Genomic DNA, 23,502 nt, shown 5'->3' with positions numbered 1-23,502 from the left:
CGACTTGCATGTGTAAAGCATGCCGCCAGCGTTCAATCTGAGCCAGGATCAAACTCTATAGTTCGATCTTGAATTTAAAGTCTTTCGACTGCTCACTCACTTGACGGAATCAAGAAGAATAAATTCTTCCTCATTACTGTTTTTGTGAGCGCTTGATAACTCCGAAGAGTTTGTTCCGAAGAACTGGCTGCTTGCCCTCAAACGCCCACGCTTATCGGCTGTATTTTTTTAAGGAACCGAGTGCAAAACCAAGAAGCTTGACTTTGAATCTCGTTGCTTGCTGCGATCAGCGAAGCCTTGAATTCTATCACAATTTTACCGACTGTTTTTCTTCAGATCGGCTAGCAAAATTTTGCATTTCGCTCAGTGAAGCCTTGCATTGTACACAGATTTTTGCCGCCCAGACAACACCCGCACGGACATCCAGACAAAGAACCCCGGCAGGCCTTGCCTGCCGGGGTTCTTTGTCGCTTCTCAGGCGCGAGCAGCCTGCTCTAGTGCGTCGACAAACAGCGCCGCCACATCACAGCCAGTCTGATCAAAGATCTCCTGGAAGCAGGTGGGGCTGGTCACATTGATCTCGGTGACGTTATGGCCGATGACATCCAGCCCGATCAAGAGCAAGCCACGTTGCACCAGACGCTCCCCAATGAACTCGGCAATTGCCCTGTCCTGTTCTGCCAACGGCTGGGCAACGCCCTTGCCGCCGGCCGCCAGATTGCCACGCACCTCATTGCCCTGCGGAATGCGAGCCAGACAGAACGGCACGGGCTTGCCGCCAATGATGAGCACCCGCTTGTCGCCATGAACGATGTCGGGCAGAAATTTCTGCACCATGACGCTGGTGGAGCCGCCCTGATTCAGGGTTTCGATGATGCTGCCTAGATTGCGACCGTCTTCACCGACTCGGAAGATGCCCATCCCCCCCATGCCGTCCAGCGGCTTGAGGATGATGTCTTTGTGCTCTGCGTGAAAGGCTCGGACGTCCTGAGCACTGCGCGTGACCAGCGTTGGCGAGATGAATTGCGCAAACTCCATGATGGCAAGCTTCTCGGGATGCTCGCGCAGGGCACTGGGCTTGTTGAAAACCTTGGCCCCCTCACGCTCTGCCTGGCCGAGCATGTGCGTGGCATAGAAGAACTCGGAATCGAACGGAGGATCCTTGCGCATGACGATGGCGCCAAAGTCTGCCAACGCCGTCTGCGCAGACTGGGTTTCCTCGAACCAGCGGTCCTTGCCTGCGGTCAGGGTGATATGCCGCACCCGAGCCTTGACCTTGCCGCCGCTTTGCCAGGAGATATGGCGGGGCTCGCAGGCCACGATCTGGTGACCTCGGCGCTGAGCCTCACGCATCATGGCAAAGGTGGAGTCCTTGTAGATGACAAAGGATTCCAGCGGATCGGCGACAAACAGTATTTGCATGGTGAAGAACTCTAGCGGTTGGTACAGGCATCATGCCGAGACGGACATAACACCACAATATGACGGCTGATACTCAGGCCCTGCGGGCTCGCAGGCTCTGGACAAGAAGGGCAAGACTACCCGCGACCACGCCCCAGAAGGCAGAGCCCACACCCGCAATGACGACACCACTGAGCGTCACCAGAAAGGTGATGAGTGCGGCCTCTCTGTGCTTTTCTTCCTTGAAGGCCGTCGCCATGCCGCCCCCTATGGAGCCCAGCAAGGCCAGTCCGGCAATGCAAGCCACCAGTTCCTTGGGAAAGGCCGTCAGCAGACCAGTGACCACTGCGCCAAAGATAGCTATCAATATATATAGCAGCCCGCATACGGCAGCAGCGGTATAGCGCTTGCTTCTGTCCTCATGCGCCTCATCTCCCATGCAGATCGCCGCCGTGATCGCACTGAGGTTGAGGGCATAGCCGCCAAACGGCGCCAGTAGCAAGGTCGCCACGCCGGTCATGCTGATGACCTTGGACACCGGTATCGGATAGCCCGTGGCGCGAATCACCGCCACGCCCGGCAGATTCTGCGAAGCCATGGTCACGACAAACAAGGGCAACGCCAGACTGATGAGCGCCTGCAGCGAGAACTCGGGAGCCGTATAGACCGGCATGGCCAGCCCGCCATGCACAGCCGACCACTGCATCTGCCCACTCAGCGCCGCCCAGGCGGTTCCGGCCAGCAGGGTGATGATGACCGCATAGCGAGGAGCCATGCGCCGCGAAAGCAGATAGGCAAGCAGCATGACCAGCACCAGGGACAGATTGGTCTCGGCCGCAGAGAAAGCCTGCATGCCGAACTTGGCCAGCACGCCGGCCAGCAGGGCCGATGCAATTTCCATGGGGATGCGGTTCATGATGCGCTCGAACCAGCCGGTCACCCCCACCAGAATGATGAGCGCCGCGCTGACAATAAAGGCACCGATCGCCTCCCCCATGGAGAAACCACCTGCCAGCCCGGCGGTCGCCAGCACCGCCGCCCCTGGTGTGGACCAGGCCACCATGACCGGCATGCGCAGAATCAACGACGGGACCAGCGAACACAGACCCATGCCCAGGCCCAGCGCCCAGATCCAGGAAGTAATCTGCTCAGGCGTGGCATGAAACGCCTGCGCCGCCTGAAACACCAGGGCTACCGAACTGGTAAAACCCACCAGCACGGCCACAAAGCCTGCGGCCACGGCGGCAGGACTCAAGTCTTTGAAAAAGCGCATCCGTGCATTCTGGCACCAGCCCCGCCCAAAATGATGCACCCCGCGCAAGCGTGAACGACGAAGCCCATCATTACTTCAAAATAAATAGCTATCAGCGCTTACTAGTAAAGCGTCAAAGGCATATTTGACTCAAAGTATTTACAGCTCGATCTTGGAGCCCAGCTCCACCACCGAGTTGCTCGGGAGGTGCAGGAAATCAGCCACTCGGCTCGCGTTCTTGTGCATCTGCGCAAACAGCTTTTCTCGCCAGTGCGCCATGGAATTGTTCATGCGCGGGATGATCACATCACGCGACAGGAAATAGCTGGTGGCCATGGAATCCAGCATGCAGCCCTGGGTACGCAGTTGTGCCAGTGCGGCAGGCACATCGGGTTCGTTCTTGAAACCGTAGTGGATGATGACTTCCCAGCAGTCGCCACCCAGAGACTCGGACTCCACCCGCTTGTCCATCCCCACCCAGGGCACCTCGTGGTTGCGCACGGTCACAAAAAGATTGCGCTCGTGCAGCACCTTGTTGTGCTTGAGGTTATGAAGCAGAGCATGCGGCACGGTGCCAGGCTCACCCGAGAGGAAAACCGCCGTGCCGGGAACTCGAGTGGGTGGATGGCGCCAGGTGGCTTCCAGAAACTGGCGCAGATCCAGCGCATCCGCCTGCAGCTTCTGGTGCAGCAGCTCACGCCCGCGGCGCCAGGTCATCATCAAGGTGAAGACCGTGCCGCCGATCAGCAGCGGGAACCAGCCACCTTCAAACAGCTTGAGCAGGTTCGAGGCGAAGAACGCCAGATCCACGATAAAGAAGAAGCCCGTGGCCAGCAGGCACAGGGCCAGCGGATAGTTCCAGCGGTAGCGGACGACAAAGAAGGTCAGCATGGTGGTGATCAGCATGTCCAGCGTCACCGCAATACCGTAGGCCGCCGCCAGATTACCGCTGCTGCGAAACAGCAGCACGGCCAGCGCAATCGCCACAAACAGCCCCCAGTTGACCAGAGGCATATAAATCTGACCGGTCTCCTTCACGCTGGTGTGGCGCACCTCAAAACGCGGGAAGTAGCCCAGCTGAATGACCTGGCGGGTCACGCTGAAGGCCCCTGTGATCAGCGCCTGCGATGCGATCACCGTGGCCATGGTGGCCATGATGACCAACGGCAGCAGCGCCCAGCTGGGTGCCATCATGAAGAACGGGTTCTTGACCGCCTCGGGGTTGGCCAGCAGCAAGGCGCCCTGACCAAAGTAGTTCAAGGTCAACGCCGGCATGGCAATGCTGAACCAGGCCAGGCGGATCGGCTTCTTGCCGAAATGCCCGAGATCGGCATAAAGCGCCTCTGCACCGGTCACGCAGAGCACGACCGAGCCCAGAATGATGAAACTGATGCCCGGACTGTTCCAGATGAAGCGGACCGCGTAATGCGGGCTGAGCGCGGCCAGGATTTCCGGATGCCCCATGATCTGGTGCACGCCAAGCAAGGCAATACAGGCAAACCAGGTCACGGTGACAGGGCCAAAGAACTTGCCGATGCCTGCTGTGCCGCGCTTTTGCACAAAGAACAGCAGAAACAGGATCACCAGCGTCAGCGGAATCACGGCCTTGGTGAAATGTGGCGAGATGACCTCCAGGCCCTCGACCGCCGAGAGCACGGAAATCGCCGGGGTGATCACGCCGTCGCCATAGAACAGCGAGGTGCCGAACATACCAACCAGAAACAGCGTGCTGGACAGACGCGGCTTGTCCTTGACCGTCTGCGAGGCCAGAGCCAGCATGGCCACCAGCCCGCCCTCGCCGTTGTTGTCGGCGCGCAGCACCAGGGTCACGTACTTGAGGGAGACGATAACCGTGAGCGTCCAGAACAGTACCGAGAGCACGCCATAGACGTTGTCCGGCGTGAACGGCACATAGCCTGAGCCGAAAACCTCCTTGACCGAGTACAAAACACTGGTGCCGATGTCTCCATAGACGACACCGATCGCGCCCAAGGTCAGGGCGCCTAGCGAGGATTTCGAATTTTGCACAGGTCAGGAGCGACTCGTAAGGCAGTCACCGAGTGGGGAAATTGTCGGCATTGTGCGCTGTCCTCAGCGCCCGTGAAATCAGTCGTAGATTTCTGCGTCGGGATTAGTGGCTTCCAGCTCGTAGCTGGCAGCCAACATGGCCAAACGTGCTATCACGCCATACATATAGAAGCGGTTGGGTGCGCTGGCGCCCGGACGCGCGCTGGCCTGAGGCAGGTGGTTGCTCTGCTGGAAAGCCAGGGGCACGTAGCCCGCACCGGGGGCATTGAGGTTTTCGTCCTCGCCGCGCTCGGGGTGCATGCGATAGAAACCGCCCACCACATAGCGGTCCATCATGTAGACCACAGGCTCGGCTACGGCGTTGTGCATGCGCTCATAGGTCAGCACGCCCTCCTGCACGATGACGTCATGCACGGTCTGGCCGTCCTTGATGACGCCCATCTTGTTGCGGCTCTTGCGCGGCAGCGCAGCCAGTTCCTTGGCGTCGCGCACGGTCATCACGCCCATGCCGTAGGTGCCGTTGTCGGCCTTGACCACGGCAAACGGCTTTTCCTTGATGCCGTATTCCTTGTATTTGCGGCGCACCTTGGAGAGGATCACGTCCACCTGCTCGGCCAGGGCCTCCATGCCCGTGCCTTCGGCAAAATCGATGTTCTCCACATGACCGAACAGGGGGTTGATCAGCCAGGGATCGATGCCCAGCAGCTTGCCGAAGCGCTTACCGACTTCCTCGTAGCTCTGGAAGTGGCGGCTCTTGCGACGCACATTCCAGCCCGCATGCAGCGGCGGCAGCAGGTATTGCTCGTACAGCTCCTCGATAATGCCGGGCACTCCGGTGGAGAGATCGTTGTTGAGCAAAATCGTGCAGGGATCGAAATCCTTGAGGCCCAGGCGGCGCTTGCTGCGGATCACCGGCTCCAGCTTGATCTCGTCACCCAGCGGCAGCGTGATGGACAGCGTCTTCTTGATCTCGGGGCTGATGGAGCCGATACGCACATTGAGACCCGCCATGCTGAAGATGCGCTTGAGCTGCAGCACGCTGGCCAGATAGTGGGTGTTGCGCGTGTGGTTCTCGGGGATGATGAGCAGATTGCGCGCCTCGGGACATATCTTTTCGATAGCAGCCATCGCAGCCTGCACGGCCAGCGGCAGCATTTCATCGGTCAGATTGTTCCAGCCACCTGGGAACAGGTTGGTATCCACCGGCGCCAGCTTGAAACCCGCATTACGAATGTCCACCGAGCAGTAGAACGGCGGCGTGTGCTCCATCCATTCCAGGCGGAACCAACGCTCAATGGCAGGCATGGAGTCGAGAATGCGCTGCTCAAGTTCGTTAATGGGGCCGGTCAAAGCCGTGACGAGATGTGGAACCATAAATACCCTCAGGAGACGATGGTGGGGGGCAATTGTAGAGATTGAAGCATGAGATAGGTGTTTTCCCCAGTCTTTGTCTCAACGACGCCAAAATGCCGGTGACAACAAAGCCATGAAACTCAGTATCTCGAGCCGCCCCAACAGCATGCCCAGAGTACACACCCAGATCTGGAAATCCGTCAACACCGTGTAGTTGGATGCGGGCCCAACGGCCCCCAGGCCCGGCCCCATGCAATGCACGCTGGCCAGCACGGCAGAGAAGGCGGTCAAAGGGTCGAGGTCGGTCAGCAGCAACACCATGCTCAACACAATGACGGTGGCACCGTAAACCAGCATGTAGGCCAGCACCGAAAAAATCATCGGGTTATCTACCACCGCATCGCCCAGCCGCACCGGCTGCACGGCCCGCGGATGCACCAGACGCGTCATCTCGCGCCTGGCCTGCTTGACCAGTATCAGCATGCGTACCATCTTGATGCCGCCGCCTGTCGAACCCGCGCTGGTGGCAACGCCCGACAGCAGCAACAACAGAACGGGAATGAACACTGGCCAGGACAGATAGTCAGTGGTGGAAAAGCCGGTAGTCGTGGCGACCGAGACGGTATGGAACATGCCGTTGCGCAATGCATCCAGCGGCCCATAGACCCCCTTGACCCAGAGCAGCAGCGCCACCAGCAGGCCCGAGCCCAGCAGCACGCCGATCGTGGCGCGCATTTCGGGGTCGCGCATAAAGCTATCGATGCGCCCCTTGCGCATGGCCACGAAGTACAGCGCAAAGTTGCAGCTGGCCAACAGCATGAACAGAAGGGCCGCGGCCTCCAGCAGCGGCGAGTTGAAATAGGCAAAGCTGGCGTCGTGCGACGACAGCCCGCCCAGACTCACCGTGGCAAACATATGCATCAGCGCATCCAGCGGCTGCATGCCGCAGACCCAGAAGGCCAGGAAACAGCCAATGGAGAACAGCGCGTATACGCCCCACAGGCCCTTGGCCGTTTCGGTAATGCGCGGTGTGAGCTTGGTGTCCTTGACCGGGCCGGCGGCTTCCGCCCTGAAAAGCTGAGCACCACCGACACCCAGCAGCGGCAACACGGCCACGGCCAGAATCAGAATCCCCATGCCGCCCATCCATTGCATGAAGGTACGCCAGACATTGATGGACACCGGCAGCTTATCCAGACCGCTGAGCACCGTGGCCCCGGTTGTCGTCAGGCCCGAGACGGCCTCGAAGTAGGCATGGGTGAAGCTGATGGAGATACCCACCCGGTTCAGCCCCATCACCAGGGGCACCATGGCGCACAGCGGCAGAACCACCCAGACCAGCGTCACCAGAATCACCCCGTGGCGCGGCTGCAGATCCTGCTTGTAGCGGTGCAGACCAGCCCATAGCAGCAGCCCCACGCCAACCGTCAGCCCGATCGACCAGGGGTAGATGCGCCAGATGCCATCCTGCGTGAACCAGGAGATGCCGAAGGGCAGCAACATGGCGCCGGCAAACATGATCATCAGCATGCCCAGCACACGCAGGACAGGAAGCAGGTCTTTCATGTGTGCAGCTTAGAAAAAGGTAGCGCTGACGCGGAACAGGTTTTCCACGTTGCGCACCAGCCGCTTGTTGGGCAGAAAGAACACCACATGGTCGCCGGATTCGATCACGGTATGGCTGCGCGGAATGATGACCTCGGTCTCCAATGCCGTGCCCGCCACTTCCTCGCAGGTCTTGCCCTCGGGAATGCCGCGCACGATGAGGCCGATGTGAACCTCCTCGGGCAGACGCAACTCTTCCACCTTGCGCCCCACTACGCGCGAACTTTTGCGGTCGCCGCGCGCCACGATCTCCAGGGCCTCGGCCACGCCGCGGCGCAGACTGTGCACGGCCTGCACGTCGCCGCGACGCACATAGGCCAGGAACTCGCCCAGCATGGCCTGCGCCGGCGACAGCGCGATATCGATCTGCGTGCCGTGCATCAGGTCCGCATAGGCGCGGCGATTGATCAGCGACAGCACGCGGCGCGCGCCCATGCGCTTGGCCAGCAGGCTGGACATGATGTTGTCCTCGTCGTCGTCCGTCAGCGCGAGGAACAGATCCACCTCCTCGATGCCCTCCTCCTCCAGCAGGGCCTCATCGGTGGCATCGCCTTCCAGCACCAGCACTTCGGCTGGCAGCACCGACGACAGGCTGAGACATTGCTGGGCATTGGACTCGACGATCTTGACGTGAAAGCGCCCCGGCGTCTGCGCCAGCTTCCTGGCCAACCGCAGGCTGACCTGACCGCCGCCTGCAATCATGATGCGGAACACCGGGCGGCTCGGACGCCCCTCGGGCAGGTTGATGGCCTTAAGAGCCTCGGACACATGCTCGGTCGCGGCCAGCATGAAGACTTCGTCGCCGGGTTCTATGCGCGTGGCGCCGTCGCAGCGCACGAACCGGTCGGGCTCGTCCATGAAGCGACGGTAGATCGCCACGATGCGCATGGCCAGTTCCGGCATGCGCTCTCGCACCTGGGCAATCTGCAGGCCCACGGCAGGCGCGCCGGCGCGCGCGCGCACCGAGGCCAATGCGGCCCGACCGCCTGCAAAGGCGCGAACCTGCATGGCTTCCGGGTATTCGATGAGCTTGCGGATGTAATGGGTGACCGATTCCTCGGGACAGATGATGCGATCGACCGCAAAACCCTCCTTGCCCAGCACCGGGTCATCCACCGCAAAGCTGGACGAGCGCACCCGCGCAATGCGGGTCGGAATGTCGAACACGGCCTGGGCAATCTTGCAGCAGACCAGGTTGGTCTCGTCCATGGAGGCGCAGGCGATCAGCAGATCGGTGTCCTTGGCGCCGGCCTCGGCCAGGACCTGGGGATCGATGCCGTTGCCGACCACGCCACGCAGGTCGAAGCGCGACTCCAGCTCACGCAGTGCTCGCGCATCCGTGTCGATGACGGTGATTCCGTTTTGCTCGGACACCAGACTTTCGGCCACACTCTGGCCTACGCGCCCGGCACCCAGAATAATGATTTTCATGGTGTTATGGAAAGGGATCCAAGCTGCGGCATCAATTCAGACCGATGAGGGCCGCAAACAGCCCTCTTCGGCGGGTGGATCTCAGGAGCGGACTTCGCCGTCGCCCAGGACCACGTATTTGAGCGAAGTCAGGCCTTCGATGCCTACCGGCCCGCGCGCATGGAACTTGTCGGTGCTGATGCCGATCTCGGCACCCAGCCCGAACTCGAAGCCATCGGCAAAGCGGGTGCTGGTATTGACCATGACGCTGGCCGAATCGACCTCGCGCAGGAATTTCTGTGCGTGCAGGTGATTGGTCGTCAGAATCGACTCCGTATGGTGGCTGGAGTACTTGTTGATGTGGGCAATGGCCTCGTCCACACCGTCCACCAGCTTCACGCTGATGATGGGTGCCAGGTATTCCTCGTACCAGTCCTGCTCCACCGCCTGGGCCAGCTTGGCATCCTTGACGGTCTGCAAGATGGCCAGCGCCTCGGCATCACAGCGCATCTCCACGCCCTTGGAGGCATAGACGGCACCGATCCTGGGCAGGAAGTCTGCAGCCACGGCACGCGCCACCAGCAGGCTTTCGCTGGCGTTGCAGGGGCTGTACTTGTTGGTCTTGGCGTTGTCGGCTACCTTCACGGCCATGGCGATGTCGCAGGGGTCATCCACATAGGTGTGGCAATTGCCGTCCAGATGCTTGATGACGGGCACCTTGGCCTCGCGGCTGATGCGCTCGATCAGGCCCTTGCCGCCACGGGGGATGATGACGTCCACATAGTCGGGCATGGCGATGAGTTGGCCCACGGCGTCGCGGTCGGTGGTCTCCACCAGCTTGACGCCATCTTCAGGCAGGCCGGCCTCGGCCAGCGCCTGGGCCACCAGCTTGGCCAGCGCCTTGTTCGAGTCAATCGCCTCCGAGCCACCGCGCAAAATGCAGGCATTGCCGCTCTTGATCGAGAGGCTGGCCGCTTCGATGGTCACATTCGGGCGGCTTTCATAAATCATGCCGAACACGCCCAGGGGTACACGCATCTGGCCCACGCGGATGCCGCTGGGCATCTGCTTGAGGCCGCTGATCTCGCCGATCACATCGGGCATGGAGGCGAGCTGTTCGCAACCTTCGGCACAGGTCTCCAGCACCTTGGGCGTCAGGCGCAGCCTGTCGACCATGGGGGCCGACAGGCCATTGGCCACGGCACGCTCCAGATCGCGGGCATTGTCGATCTGCAGCGGCTCGACGTTCTCGCGCAGCAGACGGGCCAGCGCCTTGAGTGCTTTGTTTTTAGTAGCTGCAGACGCACGCGCCATCAGTGCAGAGGCGGCTTTTGCCTGTACACCGAGGTTGTGCATGTATTCGACGGTATTGAGCGCGTTCATGGCGTGATTTTCGCCGAGATAAGCAAGTTGCGCAGACAAGCCCGACCATGAGGGGGTTTATGGCCTTGCTGACACCTACACTCGGCCTCTGAATCGCAAGGAGACTTATGAGCCACAACACCACAGCGCTGCAGGAAAGCGCCCGCCAGCTCCAGCAGCTGCGCAGCGGATTCGAGCAGCTCGCCCACTCACAGATCAGCGCCAGCGCCATCGGCCAGCAGGCACGCGCCGCGACCACATTGCTGCAGGCACTGCCGCCACGCTATGGCGAGGTGCTGCTCAACCTGCTGGACCGGCTCGAATCCAGCGCGCTGTTCACCGAGGAAAGCTGCTCCTTCAGCCAGAAGGACCTGCTGGACAATCTGCGCATGTGGGCCGACAAGGCCCAAGCCCAGCTCACTGCCAGTCCCGACTGAGCTGCAAATCAGCGTCCGGCCTGGGCCAGCTGCATGGCCAGCTGCCGCAGGGCCTGCCAGCTGTCGCGCGGCCATCCCTCGCTGGGCAGGCCTTTGACAATGCCGTCCACGGCATGGGCTGCCTGCAGCAACTCGGCCGCACGTGCATCGCTGACACGTGGCAGCAGCCGCTCCATCAGCCTCTCCTTGGGGCCCCAGATGCGATTTTCGCGCAGCGCCATGGGCAGAGGCTTGCCGCCCGCCATGGCATCTTTCACGCGCTTGATGTTGCGAATGTCCTCGGCTAGCGCCCAATGCACCAGTACCTCGGCCTCGCCTTCGGCCTGCAGGCCGTCCAGCATGCGCATGCTGCGCGCCAACTGGCCCGAGAGCACAGCCTCGGACAGTTTGAACACGTCATAGCGCGCCACATTGAGCACCGCCTGCTCCACCTGCGCCAGGCTCAGCTCGCCTTCGGGGTGGAGCAAGGCAAGTTTCTGAATCTCCTGGTGCGCGGCCAGCAGATTGCCTTCCACGCGGTCGGCAAAGAACTGCAGCGTGCGCTGACCTTCTTCCCCGGCCGCCACGCGCTGGTTCTGCAGTGCCAGACGCTGGGCAATCCAGTGCGGCAGCGCACCGCGCTCCACCGGGTCGACCTGGATGGAGACACCGTTGCCGTCCAGCGCCCCAAACCAGGCCCCAGTCTTGGTGGCCTTGTCCAGGCGCGGCAGACTGATCAGGGTCAGCGTGCTGTCGTTGCCCTGGGCGCTGCTGGCCAGCTGCTGCAGCGCAGCACTGCCATCCTTGCCGGGTTTGCCGCTGGGAATGCGAATTTCCAGAATCTGTTTGTCCGCAAACAGGCTCAGGCTGCCGCCGGCCGCCAGCACGCCGCTCCAGTCAAAGTGCGCGCCCATGACGGTATAGCTGCTGCGCTCGGTATAGCCCTGAGCACGCGCCGCTGCACGAATCGCGTCCGCCGCTTCCTGCTGCTGCAAGGGCTCGTCGCCATGCAGCACATAGAGCGAGCGCAAGCCCTTGGCCAGATGGGAGGGAAGCTGGTTCAGCGCAAGCTGCATGGAGAAGAATTTTCTATAAAAAGCATCTGAAACACCCTGATTTCAAGCGTCAGCAGCTATCAAATTTACCGAACCAGCACTGGCGACTCGCCGGCCCAGGGTGGCGCCGCTCAACAACTCAAAGAGGGTTCACGACACTTGCAGGCTCTTGACTGCAGCCAGACGGCGAATGATCTGCTGCACGATGTCGTTGCGCATGTCCTTGTTCAGCATTTCCTCTTCCGAGGCTTTGGACAAGGCATTGGTTTCGTTATAGGTCACGTTGCGGATCTGGCGAATCTCGACAGGCTCGATCAGCTCGTCGCCACCGGGCGTACGCAACGAGAAGCGCACGATCAGGCGCAACTCGATTTCACGGACCTGACCGGCCACGTTGGAGCCGATGATTACGCGCTGGGCCTGCTCGCTGATGATCTGGCAGATCACTTCGGCGGTATCGGGCGAAGCCGGGTCCTTGATCACGGTCAACTTGTCGCTGGCCGACTCCAGACTGCGACGCAGCAGCACGCCCACGGGCGCACCGCGCCCCGCCTGCACGTAAATGGAGCGAAACACAAAATTCGGCGCACCGCGCAGGCGAAAGCCGCAGGCTCCCAGCAAAGGCGTCAGGGCCATCGCGGCCAGCAGCGTACGTTTTTGCATCAACTGTCCTTTAATCTTCAAGCCCTGCTGCGAGCATCGCCTCTTGCTCCGGAAATACCGAGCAAGAGCCACCCCGCAGCGAAGGTATTGTCCCCCTCCCGCGAAGCGAGAGAGGGGGAAGGCGGGGCCGCCTGGGCGCACAGCGCCTCAGGGGGGTGACTCCGCTCACACGACAATATTCACCAGACGGCCCGGCACCACGATGATCTTCTTGGGTGCACGGCCTTCGGCAAACTTCTGGTACTCCTCATTGGCCAGCGCAGCCGTCTCGATGGCGGCCTTGTCGGCAGTGGCAGACACCAGGATCGCGCCGCGCAGCTTGCCGTTGACCTGCAGCACCAGCGAGATCTCGTCCTGCACCAGGGCCTTGGGATCGACCTGCGGCCAGGGAGCGTCGAGCAGATCGCCCAGGTGGTTGGCATAGCCCAGCTCGCTCCACAGCACATGGGCCAGATGGGGCGTAGCAGGGTAGAGCACGCGCAGCAGAATGCCGAAGCCTTCGATCAGCGCCACCTTGGCACCGGTGTCATCCAGGGCCTTGAAGTCTTCCAGCGCATTGATCATCTTCATCGCGCCGGACACCACGGTGTTGTACTGCATGCGCGAGTAGTCGTACTCGACCTGCTTGAGCACGTTGTGGATTTCCAGACGCAGGGCCTTGGCCGCCTTGCCGAATTCCACATCGTCCAGCGACTTGGCACCGGCCACGCCCTGCACGGCGGAGGCCATGTCCATGGCCGTCAGCTTGCTGCCGAAGTTGTAGACGCGGCGCAAGAAGCGATAGCTGCCTTCCACGGCGGCGTCGTTCCACTCCAGTGTCAGCTCGGGGGGCGAGGTGAACATGGTGTACAGACGTGCGGTGTCGGCGCCGTACTTTTCGATCAGATCCTGCGGGTCCACGCCGTTGTTCTTGGACTTGGACATGGTGCCCACGCCCTCGTAGTCGATGGCGGTGCCCACGGGCAGAAGACCGTCGGCGCTATCCACTTCGACCTTCAGCTTGGCGCCGATGATCTTGCCGGACTCGTCGAACACATGCTCCACATCCTTGGGCCAGAAGTATTCCTTGGCGCCCTTGGCCGTGCGACGGCTGTAGATGTGATTGAGCACCATGCCCTGGGTCAGCAGCTTGGTGAAGGGCTCGTCGATCTTGACCAGACCCAGGTCGCGCATGACCTTGGTCCAGAAGCGCGCATACAGCAAGTGCAGGATGGCGTGTTCCACGCCGCCGATGTACTGGTCCATGGGCATCCAGTAATCGGCGCCGTCGGCCACCATCTGCTCGGCGTTCTTGGCGTCGCAATAGCGCATGAAATACCAGGACGAATCCACGAAGGTGTCCATGGTGTCGGTTTCACGGCGGGCAGGCTTGCCGCAGCAGGGGCAGACCACACCGGCGTGGAAGGCCTCTGACTTGACCAGCGGATTGCCGGAGCCATCGGGCACCAGGTCCTGGGGCAGGACCACGGGCAGATCCTTCTCCGGCACGGGCTGAGGGCCGCAATCGGTGCAATGAATGATGGGGATGGGGGTGCCCCAGTAGCGCTGACGGCTGATGCCCCAGTCGCGCAGACGCCAGGTGGTCTTGAGCTCGCCCAGGCCCTTGTCGCCCACGATCTTGGCCACGGCCTGCACCGCATCCTTGTGGTTCAGGCCGTCGAGATCGCCGGAGTTGATCAGTACGCCGCGCTCCTTGTCGCCATACCAGTCGTTCCACTGCTTGTCGTCATAGGCAGCCTGGCCTTCCACGGCCACCACCTGCTTGATGGGCAGGCCGTATTTGTTGGCAAAGGCGAAGTCGCGCTCGTCGTGGGCGGGAACACCCATCACGGCGCCGTCGCCATAGCTCATCAGCACATAGTTGCCGATCCAGACCTCGACCTGCGCACCGGTGATGGGGTGGGTGACGAACAGGCCCGTGGCCTTGCCTTCCTTTTCCTTGACGGCCAGTTCGGCCTCTGTCGTGCCACCCTTTTTGCATTCTTCGATGAAGGCAGCCAGTTCGGGCTTGTCGGCAGCAGCATGCTGTGCCAGAGGGTGCTCAGGCGCCACGGCGCAGAAGGTCACGCCCATGATGGTGTCGGCACGCGTGGTGAAGACGTACATCTTGCCGTCCTGGATCAGCTGGTCGTCAGCCCCCTTGATGTCATGGGTGAACGCAAAGCGCACGCCTGCGGACTTGCCGATCCAGTTTTCCTGCATCAGGCGCACCTTGTCGGGCCAGCCATTCAATGTGGCCTTCTCGTTGCCGACCTGCACATGGTCCAGCAGTTCCTGAGCGTAGTTGGTGATGCCCAGGTAGTAGCCGGGAATCTCGCGCTTTTCCACCAGCGCGCCGGTACGCCAGCCGCGGCCATCGATGACCTGCTCGTTGGCCAGCACGGTCTGATCCACCGGGTCCCAGTTCACCACCTGGGTCTTGCGGTAGGCAATGCCTTTTTCCAGCATCTTCAGGAACAGCCACTGGTTCCACTTGTAGTACTCGGGGTCGCAGGTGGCGACCTCTCGGCTCCAGTCGATGGCCAGGCCCATGGCCTGCATCTGCTTCTTCATGTACGCGATGTTCTCGTACGTCCACTTGGCAGGCGGCACCTTGTTCTTCAGCGCAGCGTTCTCGGCAGGCAGGCCGAAGGCGTCCCAGCCCATGGGCATGAGGACGTTGTAGCCCTTCATGCGCAGCTGGCGCGTGAGCATGTCGTTGATGGTGTAGTTGCGCACATGGCCCATGTGCAGCTTGCCGCTGGGGTAGGGCAGCATGGAGCAGGCGTAGTACTTGGGCTTGCTGCCGTCTTCGGTGACGCGGTAGGCGTCCTTGGCTTGCCAGTGATCTTGCGCGGCGCGCTCGACCTCGATGTGGTTGAATTTTTCTTGCATGGTGCAGTGCAGTGGCCGCCAGCCCCACTTGGGACCCGGCAAGGTAGAAATCTGAAATCAGCAGGGATTTTAGGCTGCCCGACCGCTTGCGCCGTTTTAGCCCTGCATGACCGCAGAACCCGCTGCGCCATCCCTGCGGCCTTCCTGCACACCACGCTGGGAAATACGGCTTTGCGTAAGCTAGTGGTTGTTCACACATTGCTGAACTTTTTGCACGCCTGCCGGTCTGACCGGCCTGTTTCCGTGCCCGACGCCATCGCCTGCCTTCTGCCCGAAGTTGCCAGACTTGCGCTCCTGCCCCGGTCCATTCTTCTGAGGAGCTGCTCTTGCTTTCCCGCTGGTCTTTTGTTTCTGACTGGAATCCCGCCATGCAAATGCTGGCCTCGCTCTGTGTCCTGGCCCTGACCGCTCTGGTGGCCGGCTGGCTGACCCAGTGGCTGGGGCTCAAGGTCTTTCGCCGTATGCGCGATACCCTCAGGACCGGCTGGGCCCAGATCCTCATGCACGACAAGGTGCTGCGCCGCCTGGCCAAGGTCGTGCCCTCGCTGATCGTGCAGTTCGGCGTCCAGGGCGTGCCGCATCTGGAGCCGCGCTGGACCACGCTGATCACCAATGTGGCGGTGGCCTTCACGCTCTACCACCTGGCGCGCGTGCTGTGCGATCTGCTCAATGCCACGAACGAGGCCCATGAACGTGACGAGGCACGCAAGGCCGCCGTCCAGACCCATTCCATCAAGAGCTATGTGCAGCTGGGCAAGCTGCTGGTCTGCAGCTTTGCCGTGGTGCTCATCGTGGCCACGCTGATGGACCGATCGCCGCTGCTGCTGCTCTCGGGCCTGGGCGCCATGTCGGCCGTGCTGATGCTGGTCTTCAAGGACACCATCCTCTCCTTTGTCGCCGGCGTTCAGCTCGGCAGCAACGACATGCTGCGCGTGGGCGACTGGATAGAGATGCCCCAGGTCGGCGCCGACGGCTTTGTGACCGATATCGCTCTCAATACCGTCAAGGTGCAGAACTGGGACAAGACCATCACCACCATTCCCACCTGGCGGCTGATGACGGACAGCTTCAAGAACTGGCGCGGCATGTTCGACTCGGGCGGGCGACGCATCATGCGCTCGCTGAACCTGGACGCCAACACCGTGCATCTGCTCTCGCCCGAGGAACGCGCAGGCATGGGCCATATCGCGCTGCTGCAACCCTACTGGAGCGAGCGCGACGGCCTGCAGGCCATGCCGGGCGCGGCCGAGGCCGCCATGCCGACCCAGGCCATCGCCGCCCACCAGGTGACGAATCTGGCCGCCTTCAAGGCCTATGCCTACGCCTATCTGATGGGCCATCCGCGCATTGGCAAAGGCCCGGGCATGTTCCTCATGGTGCGCACCATGGAGACATCGCCCACGGGACTGCCGCTGCAGCTGTTCTGCTACACCAACACCACCGTCTGGGTGGAGTACGAAGGCATACAGGGCGAAATCTTCGACCATCTGATCGGCGTGCTGCCGCAATTCGGGCTGACGCTGTACCAGCGCTCGTCGGACTACGGCACCCACTATCCGCCCGCCCGTCCCGATGTAGTAGCCCGTTAATACCTGCCGCGTGCCCTGACTGCCCACAATGGCCTGACCCAACCACAAGGAGACAGACCATGGCAGGCAAGAAGATTTTGATGATTTGCGGCGATTACTGCGAGGACTATGAAACCATGGTCCCGTTCCAGGCCCTGCTGGCCGTGGGCCATACGGTGCACGCGGTATGCCCCGACAAAAAGGCCGGCGACCAGATCAAGACCGCCATCCACGACTTCGAAGGCGCACAGACCTATAGCGAAAAGCCTGGCCACAACTTCACGCTCAACGCCACATTTGCCGATGTGAAACCCGAGCAGTACGACGCCCTGGTCATCCCCGGCGGCCGCGGCCCCGAGTATCTGCGCGGCTATGAAAGCGTGCGCGCCGCCGTACGTCACTTCTTCGACACCAACAAGCCCGTGGCCGCCGTCTGCCACGGCGCGCAGTTGCTCGCCGGGGCCGGCGTGCTCAAGGGCCGCACCTGCTCGGCCTATCCCGCCTGCCGCGCCGAGGTGGAACTGGCCGGAGGCAGCTATGCCGACATTCCCGTCGACCAGGCCCATACCGAAGGCAATCTGGTCAGCGCCCCGGCCTGGCCCGCCCACCCGGCCTGGATCGCACAGTTTCTTGCGCTGCTGGGCACGAAGATTTCACACTGAAATAGGCCTTCAGCGCTTTCCCATCAAGCGCTGAAAGCTATCAATTCAAGAGTTCACCTCTTGACGCCGCACTCACCGGGCCACACCATGGCCCGGTTTTGTTTTGGAGAGTCGCGCCATGTGCAAGGTCTTTATCAGCGCCGATCCCCAGCTCTGGGCCCACCGGGCCCGCTCCATCCGGCTGCATGGAGTCGCCACCAGCATCCGGCTGGAAAACCTGTTCTGGCAGGTGCTCGAAGAGATCGCCGCGCGGGACGGCTATACCGTTCCCCAGCTCTGCACCAAGCTCTACGACGAACTGCTGGCCGAGCGCAAAGCGGTGGACAACTTCAGCTCTTTTCTGCGCGTGTGCTGCACCCGCTATCTGGCGCTGCAGCTGTCGGGTGAAATTCCGCAGGACATGGGCATACCTATTCGCTCGCTGGGCAATGCCTCGTCACCCCAGTCCGCCAGCCCGCAACTGACACACTGAGGCTCAGCGCAGATACACGGCCTCGAACCTCAGCAGCACACGCCCCTCGGCATCGCTGAGCACCAGTTTCTGCCCCTGCACGGCATAGCTGCTGACCTGAGCCAGAGTGGCCAGCAGCAGCTGCTCCCGGCGCATGCCCTGCACACAGGCCATGCGGGTGACGCCCACGGCCGAGAAGCGCAGCCAGCGCCCGTCCAGGCTGTAGTTGCCGCGCAGGCGATTGCAGCCGCCCGCGCCATGAAAACGGCCGCTGCCGGTCTCCAGAACCAGATGCGGCTCGGGCTGATTGTCATAGGCGCTGACATGCGGGCCGTCACCCAGCTGCACCAGCTTCCAATAGGTATTGAGCAGCGGTGCCGGCACGGCGGCCATGGCTTCGCCCTCGGACGCAGCGCTCCCTGCATCGGCAGCGGCGCCAGCCAGGACGCCCGACAGCAAGAGCCCCCCCAGTGCCGGGCCAAGCAGGGCGCGCAGGTTCGAGAAAGCAGTCATCACAAACACCTCTCTGGCCATCGACACACATAGACAAAGCGCTGGCAGCTCATATTTCAGGAGTATCAGACATGCCCGCGCACAAAGCTGCAGGCCGCCGCATTGGTACAGCGCCAGATGGCCTGCCCCGCCAGCGGCCCGCGCTGCATCAGTAACTTGCGCAGCGGCCATTCGCATTGCGGGCAGACCGGCACATCGTCGACCCGTCCGGGCTGCACCGGCTCTGCAGCCTCTGCCGCAGTGTCAGCCGCCGCAGACGAGGCCGCAACCGCTGACTGGACACGCGGTACCGAAATGACAGGCTCCAGCAGAATATCCACAGTCTCGGGCGCGGGCGGCTTGACCAGCTGTGCCGCGGCTTCCGCCACCGGCTCCAGCCGGGGTTTGCGCGCCTTGCTGGCCGCCTGCAGCTGGCGGACATGCGCCACATGCCGCCTGTCGGTGGCACGACCGGGCTGCAGCCGCAGTGCTTCGAGCTTGTCCAGCAGCGCCTGCATTTGCTCGGGGCTCCACACGGGCTGGGTAAAACTCTGGATATGACCGACAAAGCCGAAGCCGCGCGTGACATGGGCCGGCATCTCGGTCTTGAACTCGCAGTCGCCCACAAAGGCAATCACCGAGTGCAGATGCTCGGGCGCAATGTCCAGCAACGACTGCAAGGTCTTGACGTGCTTGTAGTTCTGGCGCAGCGGGTTCTGGAAGCGGCTGCGCTTTCTGAAAATCTGCTGCGTCCATTCGCGCTGTTTTTCTGTGCCGAAAATCCAGCCCTGGTAGTTCTTGGTTTCCAGCACGAACAGGCCGTAGGGCGAAAAGATCAGATGGTCGATCTGCGTGCTGCCACCATCCGCCGTGGGCAGGGTGACGTTGTGCATGTCCACATAGATCAGCGGATTGAGCTGTCGGCGAATCGCCGCCTGCACGGCCCGCTCGCCGCGCCACCCTTTGAAGCGTGGCGAGCGCAGCAGTCCCGCCAGCACCGCGAATGCCAGCGCCAGTCCCAGATACAAAAACAGGCCATTAAAGGCCGTGGAAAGAATCTGATTCATTGATCCCAGCATGTCAAAAACTGGCGCGTACAAAAGTCAGAGATGCCAGGCAAGAGCCGCCTCGCGGCGGGGGCGCCCAGCCAAAGGCATCGCCCCCACCCATAGCGCGCAGCGCGCAAAGAGAAGGGCCCCCGGCCAGGGGGAAGGCGCGGGGCCGCCCAGGCAAAGCGCCCCAGGGGGAGCCTTTAGTTCAACGCCATGCTCAGCCTGCGGCGATAGCTGTTGACCAGCGCCGTGGCTTCGTCCTGCTCGGCACTGTTCTTGCCCAGCAGCTCGATGCCGCCGCTGGTCTTGCCGGGCACGGCGTCCTGCTTCTTGGGCTTGGGCGGGGTCAGCAGCTCCAGCACGCCGACGATGAGCTTGCGCGCCGCCTGATCGTTCCAGGTCTTGTCGCGCATGATGATTTCCAGCATTTCGTCCATGGCATCCGTCCACTGGCTGTGGGCCAGCAGTGCACGGGCGCGGCCAAAGCGGGCGTCGAAGTCGCGCTTGTTGGCCGCGATGGCGGCGTCGTACTTGGCCACGTCGGCATTGTCGCCCTGCACGGCGAATTCCAGCGCCTTGAGCCACTGGTTCAGCGCTTCGAAGCGCAGCGGCTGGGGAATGCGCTTGACGGGCTCGGCCAGCAGTGCCGCGGCTTCCTCGAAGCTGCCGGTGGCGATCAGCAGGCGCACATAGTCAAAGCGCGCATCGTCATTGGCCGGGTCGGCCGCCAGCGCATCGGCCAGCTTCTGCAGCGCCGCCTGGGTGTCGCCGGACTCCAGCAGGGCCTGGGCTTCGTCGGCATCGGCCTCGGCTGCCAGCTCGCCCTCGGAGGGCAGATGCTTGTCCAGAAACTCGCGCAGCTTGCCTTCGGGCTGGGCGCCCATGAAACCGTCAACGGGCTTGCCGCCGATCATCAGCACGCAGGTCGGGATGGAGCGAATGCCGAACATGCTGGCCAGCTGCTGCTCCTGATCGGAGTCGATCTTGACCAGCTTGAAGCGGCCTTCATAGGCAACTTCCAGCTTTTCCAGCACCGGCCCCAGCGTCTTGCAGGGGCCGCACCAAGGCGCCCAGAAATCCACCAGCACGGGCACGGCCATGGAGGCGGCTACGACTTCGGCTTCAAAATTCTCGAGGGTGACGTCAATCATGTGATTCCCAATGCTGCTTGTGCGCTGCCACGCGGGCAGCGGCGCTGAAAAGTCTGCGAGCCGGCCACTCCAGCAGAGTGCCCGCCGCGCGATGCTGCGATTCTCCACGCAAATGCGCGAGCGCAAGCCATAGACCAGGTCGAACCGGGTCTTTGCTACTCAGATGGGAGCAGCTTGCGCATGTTTCAAGGTCGATTCGAGGTGTTTTATGCCGAAAACCAACGGACTGCATGCGCAAGCAGCTACGGTTTCAAGAGTAGCTGCCCCGCAGCCACGCTCGCCCCTGGGCTATATTGCTTGCGAACCAAGGAGCGCAGACTTGATTGAAGTTTCACAACTGGTGTTTGAATATCCGGGCCACCGCGCCCTCGACGGCGTGAGCCTGTCCATCGCTGCGGGCAGCGTGACGGCACTCGTCGGCCCCAACGGCGCGGGCAAATCCACGCTGATGCGCTGCATCGCCGGACTGGAGCAGCCGCTGTCGGGCCAGGTGCGCGTCAAAGGTCTGTCGGTCGAGGAGCAGCCGCGCGAGGTGCATCGCCACCTGGGCTATCTCTCGGATTTCTACGGCCTGTACGACCGGCTCAGCGTGATGCGCTGCCTGCAGTACTCGGCCCTGTCCATGGGCGTGGCGCCCGACGGCGTGGAGGCCCGCGTGCAACAGGTGGCCCAGCAACTGGGCCTGACGCAGCTGCTGCACCGCCACCCTACCGAACTCTCGCGCGGCCAGCGCCAGCGCGTGGCGATCGGCCAAGCCATCGTCCATCAACCCAGCGTGCTGCTGCTCGACGAGCCGGCCAGCGGCCTCGACCCCGATGCGCGCAGCAGCCTCTCGACGCTGTTTCGCCGGCTGCAGGCCCAGGGCATGACGCTGATCGTCTCCAGCCACATCCTCAGCGAGCTGGACGAGTACTGCACCCACATCCTGAGCATCCGCGACGGCCGCATCGAAAGCCACGAGGCGCTGCAGAACGCCCATGGCGAGGGCCAGCCCGCCGTCGCCGGCCAGCAGCCCCAGCTCTATGCGCTGGAAGTGGCCATGGAGCCAGGCGAAGGGCTGGAGACGCGCCTGCGTCAGGCCTTGCTGAGCACCTCGGTGCAGGACTTCGACACCACGGGCCGCCGCCCGATTCAGCTATGGCTGCCTGCGGCCGCCGGCGCACGCGCCCAATGGCTGGCCCAGCTGGTGCAGGCCGGCATTCCGGTCGCCGCGCTGTACCCGGTGCGCGAGCGGCTGCAGGACCGCTATGCGCGCACGGCCCAGTCCCGCGATACCGAAAGTCAGGAGCAAGCATGAGCCAACGCAATCCCGAATTCCAGCGTCAGCTCTGGCTGAACTGGCGCCCCTCGCTGCTGGCCTGGAGCCTGGGCCTGAGCCTGCTCATCCTGGCGCTGCCCTTTGCCCTGTCCTCTGCCAAGGGTCTGCCCGGCACGCTGAGCATGACCGCCATCGCCGGCCTGTATCTGGCCGCCATCATCTACGGCAGCGTGCTGGCCGGGCGCAGCCTGGCCGAGGAAGCCAGCCAGAACACCTGGGACTGGCAACGCCTGTCCGTGCTCACGCCCTGGCAGATGGCCTGGGGCAAGCTGCTGGGCGCCACCTTGCCGGCCTGGCTGTATGTGCTGTGGTTTGCGCTGGCCGTGGTGGGCGTGACCCACTTCTGGGCACTGGAGCCCCTGAAGCTGCAGCACACGATTGGTCTGGCCGTGCTCTGGGGCCTCGGTCTGCAGACCTGGGCCATGAACTCCGTGCTCATGAGCTGGGGACTGAGGGACAGGCCCATCAATCGCCGGCGCGCGGCCCTGCTGCCCCTGCTGCTGCTGTTCTTCGCCCCCGGCCCCTTTATCGACCATGTCTACAAGGGCATGGTGGACAGCGATGCCGCGCCGGTGTTCTGGTGGGGCCTGGACGTGGGCGGCCTGGGCCTGGCCTATCTGGCCGGTGCGCTGATACTGGGCCTGGGCCTGCTGGCCCTGTGGCGCCAGCTCTGCACCCGGCTCGACGTACACACCCTGCCCTGGGCCTGGCCGCTGGGCCTGGCACTGACGGGATTTTTCGCGGCCGGCACGCTCAACCTGGGCATTGCCGCATTTTTCAGCAGCACCGCCTGGATCGCGCTGATCGGCACCGCCTATGTCGCCCTGCAGCACATGGACCAGCATCTGCGCGCCTGGCGCCAGGTGCAATGGTCGGTCAGCCGCCAGCGCTGGCGTGAGGCACTGGAGGCGCTGCCGCTGTGGCCGGTCAGCCTGCTGCTGGGCTTTGCCATGGCCTTGCTGCTGCTGTTCGCCCCCCAAAGCCTGGAGGCTGCCATCAGCGGCGAACTCAACAGCTTCACCCTCTATCTGTGCCTGCATCTGCTGCGCGACTGCCTGCTGCTGACCGGCTTCGCCCTGCTGGCGGGCAAGCTCAAGTCCCCGCTGGCCTCGTTTGTCGTCGCCTGGCTGATCCTCAACATTGCCGCGCCGCTGCTGGCCTATGGCGCAGGCGGCCATAGGGGCGCCATGCTGGTCCAGCCGGTCGTGGCCATGTGGATGGCGCCTTCGGATGCGGCAACGCAGGCCGGCTCCTGGCTGAGCTATCTACCCTGGGCCTCTCTGAGCCTGCAGACCCTCGTCGCGCTGGCCTGGGTCATCCATGTCTTCAGGGACCGCGTGCTGGGCTTTGCACGCGACAACGCGGCCGCCTGCATCCGGGGGTCATAGA

The 23,502-nt window shown here is 62.7% G+C and carries 19 protein-coding genes and 1 rRNA gene; 6 read left to right on the top strand and 14 right to left on the bottom strand.

Features of this window, described 5'->3' with window-relative positions:
- The 8 genes from DJFAAGMI_RS19170 to DJFAAGMI_RS19135 all read right to left on the bottom strand — a co-directional run.
- Positions 1-64 (bottom strand): 16S ribosomal RNA (locus tag DJFAAGMI_RS19170); the annotation flags it as partial.
- Positions 65-474: 410 nt separating this feature from the next.
- Positions 475-1,422 (bottom strand): glutathione synthase, encoded by a 948-nt coding sequence (gene gshB / locus DJFAAGMI_RS19165; protein ID WP_211458371.1) that lies wholly within the window; start codon positions 1,420-1,422, stop codon positions 475-477.
- Between the two features lie 73 nt (positions 1,423-1,495).
- On the bottom strand, positions 1,496-2,674 hold the full coding sequence (locus DJFAAGMI_RS19160) for a benzoate/H(+) symporter BenE family transporter (RefSeq protein ID WP_211458369.1): 1,179 nt from the start codon (positions 2,672-2,674) through the stop codon (positions 1,496-1,498).
- A gap of 138 nt (positions 2,675-2,812) precedes the next feature.
- Positions 2,813-4,681: a potassium transporter Kup gene (locus DJFAAGMI_RS19155; protein ID WP_211458367.1), complete on the bottom strand. Its 1,869-nt coding sequence runs from the start codon at positions 4,679-4,681 to the stop codon at positions 2,813-2,815.
- A gap of 78 nt (positions 4,682-4,759) precedes the next feature.
- On the bottom strand, positions 4,760-6,055 hold the full coding sequence (gshA, locus tag DJFAAGMI_RS19150; RefSeq protein WP_004340452.1) for a glutamate--cysteine ligase: 1,296 nt from the start codon (positions 6,053-6,055) through the stop codon (positions 4,760-4,762).
- A 78-nt stretch (positions 6,056-6,133) separates the two neighbouring features.
- Positions 6,134-7,600 (bottom strand): TrkH family potassium uptake protein, encoded by a 1,467-nt coding sequence (locus DJFAAGMI_RS19145; protein ID WP_211458365.1) that lies wholly within the window; start codon positions 7,598-7,600, stop codon positions 6,134-6,136.
- Positions 7,601-7,609: 9 nt separating this feature from the next.
- A complete protein-coding gene (trkA, locus tag DJFAAGMI_RS19140) occupies positions 7,610-9,070 on the bottom strand; it encodes a Trk system potassium transporter TrkA (RefSeq protein ID WP_034372772.1) in 1,461 nt (486 codons plus the stop codon).
- A gap of 81 nt (positions 9,071-9,151) precedes the next feature.
- The gene (locus DJFAAGMI_RS19135; protein ID WP_211458363.1) at positions 9,152-10,432 is read right to left on the bottom strand and encodes a glutamate-5-semialdehyde dehydrogenase; all 1,281 of its coding nucleotides are present in this window, start codon (positions 10,430-10,432) and stop codon (positions 9,152-9,154) included.
- Between the two features lie 107 nt (positions 10,433-10,539).
- On the opposite strand from DJFAAGMI_RS19135, the gene DJFAAGMI_RS19130 reads away from it, so the two are divergent.
- On the top strand, positions 10,540-10,848 hold the full coding sequence (locus DJFAAGMI_RS19130) for a hypothetical protein (protein WP_211458361.1): 309 nt from the start codon (positions 10,540-10,542) through the stop codon (positions 10,846-10,848).
- Positions 10,849-10,856: 8 nt separating this feature from the next.
- Here DJFAAGMI_RS19130 and holA read toward each other — a convergent pair whose 3' ends face one another.
- The 3 genes from holA to leuS form a co-directional block, all read right to left on the bottom strand.
- Positions 10,857-11,903, bottom strand: a complete 1,047-nt coding sequence (gene holA, locus DJFAAGMI_RS19125) for a DNA polymerase III subunit delta (protein ID WP_211458359.1) — start codon at positions 11,901-11,903, stop codon at positions 10,857-10,859.
- A 129-nt stretch (positions 11,904-12,032) separates the two neighbouring features.
- On the bottom strand, positions 12,033-12,545 hold the full coding sequence (locus DJFAAGMI_RS19120) for an LPS-assembly lipoprotein LptE (RefSeq protein ID WP_003060502.1): 513 nt from the start codon (positions 12,543-12,545) through the stop codon (positions 12,033-12,035).
- A 165-nt stretch (positions 12,546-12,710) separates the two neighbouring features.
- The gene (gene leuS / locus DJFAAGMI_RS19115; RefSeq protein ID WP_211458357.1) at positions 12,711-15,419 is read right to left on the bottom strand and encodes a leucine--tRNA ligase; all 2,709 of its coding nucleotides are present in this window, start codon (positions 15,417-15,419) and stop codon (positions 12,711-12,713) included.
- Between the two features lie 368 nt (positions 15,420-15,787).
- On the opposite strand from leuS, the gene DJFAAGMI_RS19110 reads away from it, so the two are divergent.
- From DJFAAGMI_RS19110 to DJFAAGMI_RS19100, 3 genes are all read left to right on the top strand, one after another.
- A complete protein-coding gene (locus tag DJFAAGMI_RS19110; RefSeq protein ID WP_043006630.1) occupies positions 15,788-17,008 on the top strand; it encodes a mechanosensitive ion channel family protein in 1,221 nt (406 codons plus the stop codon).
- Between the two features lie 59 nt (positions 17,009-17,067).
- On the top strand, positions 17,068-17,649 hold the full coding sequence (locus DJFAAGMI_RS19105; RefSeq protein WP_003060496.1) for a DJ-1/PfpI family protein: 582 nt from the start codon (positions 17,068-17,070) through the stop codon (positions 17,647-17,649).
- 118 nt (positions 17,650-17,767) lie between these two features.
- Entirely contained in the window at positions 17,768-18,121 is a 354-nt protein-coding gene (locus tag DJFAAGMI_RS19100; RefSeq protein ID WP_211458355.1) for a ribbon-helix-helix domain-containing protein, read from the top strand.
- A gap of 3 nt (positions 18,122-18,124) precedes the next feature.
- Here DJFAAGMI_RS19100 and DJFAAGMI_RS19095 read toward each other — a convergent pair whose 3' ends face one another.
- The 3 genes from DJFAAGMI_RS19095 to trxA form a co-directional block, all read right to left on the bottom strand.
- On the bottom strand, positions 18,125-18,613 hold the full coding sequence (locus DJFAAGMI_RS19095) for an META domain-containing protein (protein WP_249334516.1): 489 nt from the start codon (positions 18,611-18,613) through the stop codon (positions 18,125-18,127).
- 65 nt (positions 18,614-18,678) lie between these two features.
- Positions 18,679-19,659, bottom strand: coding sequence for a nuclease-related domain-containing protein (locus DJFAAGMI_RS19090; protein ID WP_211458351.1), 981 nt, complete (start codon positions 19,657-19,659; stop codon positions 18,679-18,681).
- 185 nt (positions 19,660-19,844) lie between these two features.
- A complete protein-coding gene (gene trxA / locus DJFAAGMI_RS19085; protein WP_043006621.1) occupies positions 19,845-20,795 on the bottom strand; it encodes a thioredoxin in 951 nt (316 codons plus the stop codon).
- 319 nt (positions 20,796-21,114) lie between these two features.
- Between trxA and DJFAAGMI_RS19080 the strand changes: the two genes are divergently transcribed.
- Both DJFAAGMI_RS19080 and DJFAAGMI_RS19075 read left to right on the top strand, forming a co-directional pair.
- Complete coding sequence (locus DJFAAGMI_RS19080) at positions 21,115-22,092, top strand: ABC transporter ATP-binding protein (RefSeq protein WP_211458349.1); 978 nt, start codon at positions 21,115-21,117, stop codon at positions 22,090-22,092.
- Positions 22,089-23,501 (top strand): hypothetical protein, encoded by a 1,413-nt coding sequence (locus DJFAAGMI_RS19075; protein WP_211458347.1) that lies wholly within the window; start codon positions 22,089-22,091, stop codon positions 23,499-23,501. Before DJFAAGMI_RS19080 ends, DJFAAGMI_RS19075 begins: the two co-directional genes overlap by 4 nt.
- Position 23,502: the final 1 nt, after the last annotated feature.

Source organism: Comamonas brasiliensis (assembly GCF_018292285.1).
Lineage (GTDB): Bacteria > Pseudomonadota > Gammaproteobacteria > Burkholderiales > Burkholderiaceae_C > Comamonas > Comamonas brasiliensis.
This window is presented reverse-complemented; position numbering and strand designations above follow the sequence as displayed.

What these genes read in the sequence shown, in the direction of transcription:
- gshB (WP_211458371.1), bottom strand. Translation starts at nt 1,422, where the DNA reads ATGCAAATACTGTTTGTCGCCGATCCGCTGGAATCCTTTGTCATCTAC.
- DJFAAGMI_RS19160 (WP_211458369.1), bottom strand. Translation starts at nt 2,674, where the DNA reads ATGCGCTTTTTCAAAGACTTGAGTCCTGCCGCCGTGGCCGCAGGCTTT.
- gshA (WP_004340452.1), bottom strand. Translation starts at nt 6,055, where the DNA reads ATGGTTCCACATCTCGTCACGGCTTTGACCGGCCCCATTAACGAACTT.
- DJFAAGMI_RS19145 (WP_211458365.1), bottom strand. Translation starts at nt 7,600, where the DNA reads ATGAAAGACCTGCTTCCTGTCCTGCGTGTGCTGGGCATGCTGATGATC.
- trkA (WP_034372772.1), bottom strand. Translation starts at nt 9,070, where the DNA reads ATGAAAATCATTATTCTGGGTGCCGGGCGCGTAGGCCAGAGTGTGGCC.
- DJFAAGMI_RS19135 (WP_211458363.1), bottom strand. Translation starts at nt 10,432, where the DNA reads ATGAACGCGCTCAATACCGTCGAATACATGCACAACCTCGGTGTACAG.
- DJFAAGMI_RS19130 (WP_211458361.1), top strand. Translation starts at nt 10,540, where the DNA reads ATGAGCCACAACACCACAGCGCTGCAGGAAAGCGCCCGCCAGCTCCAG.
- holA (WP_211458359.1), bottom strand. Translation starts at nt 11,903, where the DNA reads ATGCAGCTTGCGCTGAACCAGCTTCCCTCCCATCTGGCCAAGGGCTTG.
- DJFAAGMI_RS19120 (WP_003060502.1), bottom strand. Translation starts at nt 12,545, where the DNA reads ATGCAAAAACGTACGCTGCTGGCCGCGATGGCCCTGACGCCTTTGCTG.
- leuS (WP_211458357.1), bottom strand. Translation starts at nt 15,419, where the DNA reads ATGCAAGAAAAATTCAACCACATCGAGGTCGAGCGCGCCGCGCAAGAT.
- DJFAAGMI_RS19110 (WP_043006630.1), top strand. Translation starts at nt 15,788, where the DNA reads ATGCAAATGCTGGCCTCGCTCTGTGTCCTGGCCCTGACCGCTCTGGTG.
- DJFAAGMI_RS19105 (WP_003060496.1), top strand. Translation starts at nt 17,068, where the DNA reads ATGGCAGGCAAGAAGATTTTGATGATTTGCGGCGATTACTGCGAGGAC.
- DJFAAGMI_RS19100 (WP_211458355.1), top strand. Translation starts at nt 17,768, where the DNA reads ATGTGCAAGGTCTTTATCAGCGCCGATCCCCAGCTCTGGGCCCACCGG.
- DJFAAGMI_RS19095 (WP_249334516.1), bottom strand. Translation starts at nt 18,613, where the DNA reads ATGACTGCTTTCTCGAACCTGCGCGCCCTGCTTGGCCCGGCACTGGGG.
- DJFAAGMI_RS19090 (WP_211458351.1), bottom strand. Translation starts at nt 19,659, where the DNA reads ATGAATCAGATTCTTTCCACGGCCTTTAATGGCCTGTTTTTGTATCTG.
- trxA (WP_043006621.1), bottom strand. Translation starts at nt 20,795, where the DNA reads ATGATTGACGTCACCCTCGAGAATTTTGAAGCCGAAGTCGTAGCCGCC.
- DJFAAGMI_RS19075 (WP_211458347.1), top strand. Translation starts at nt 22,089, where the DNA reads ATGAGCCAACGCAATCCCGAATTCCAGCGTCAGCTCTGGCTGAACTGG.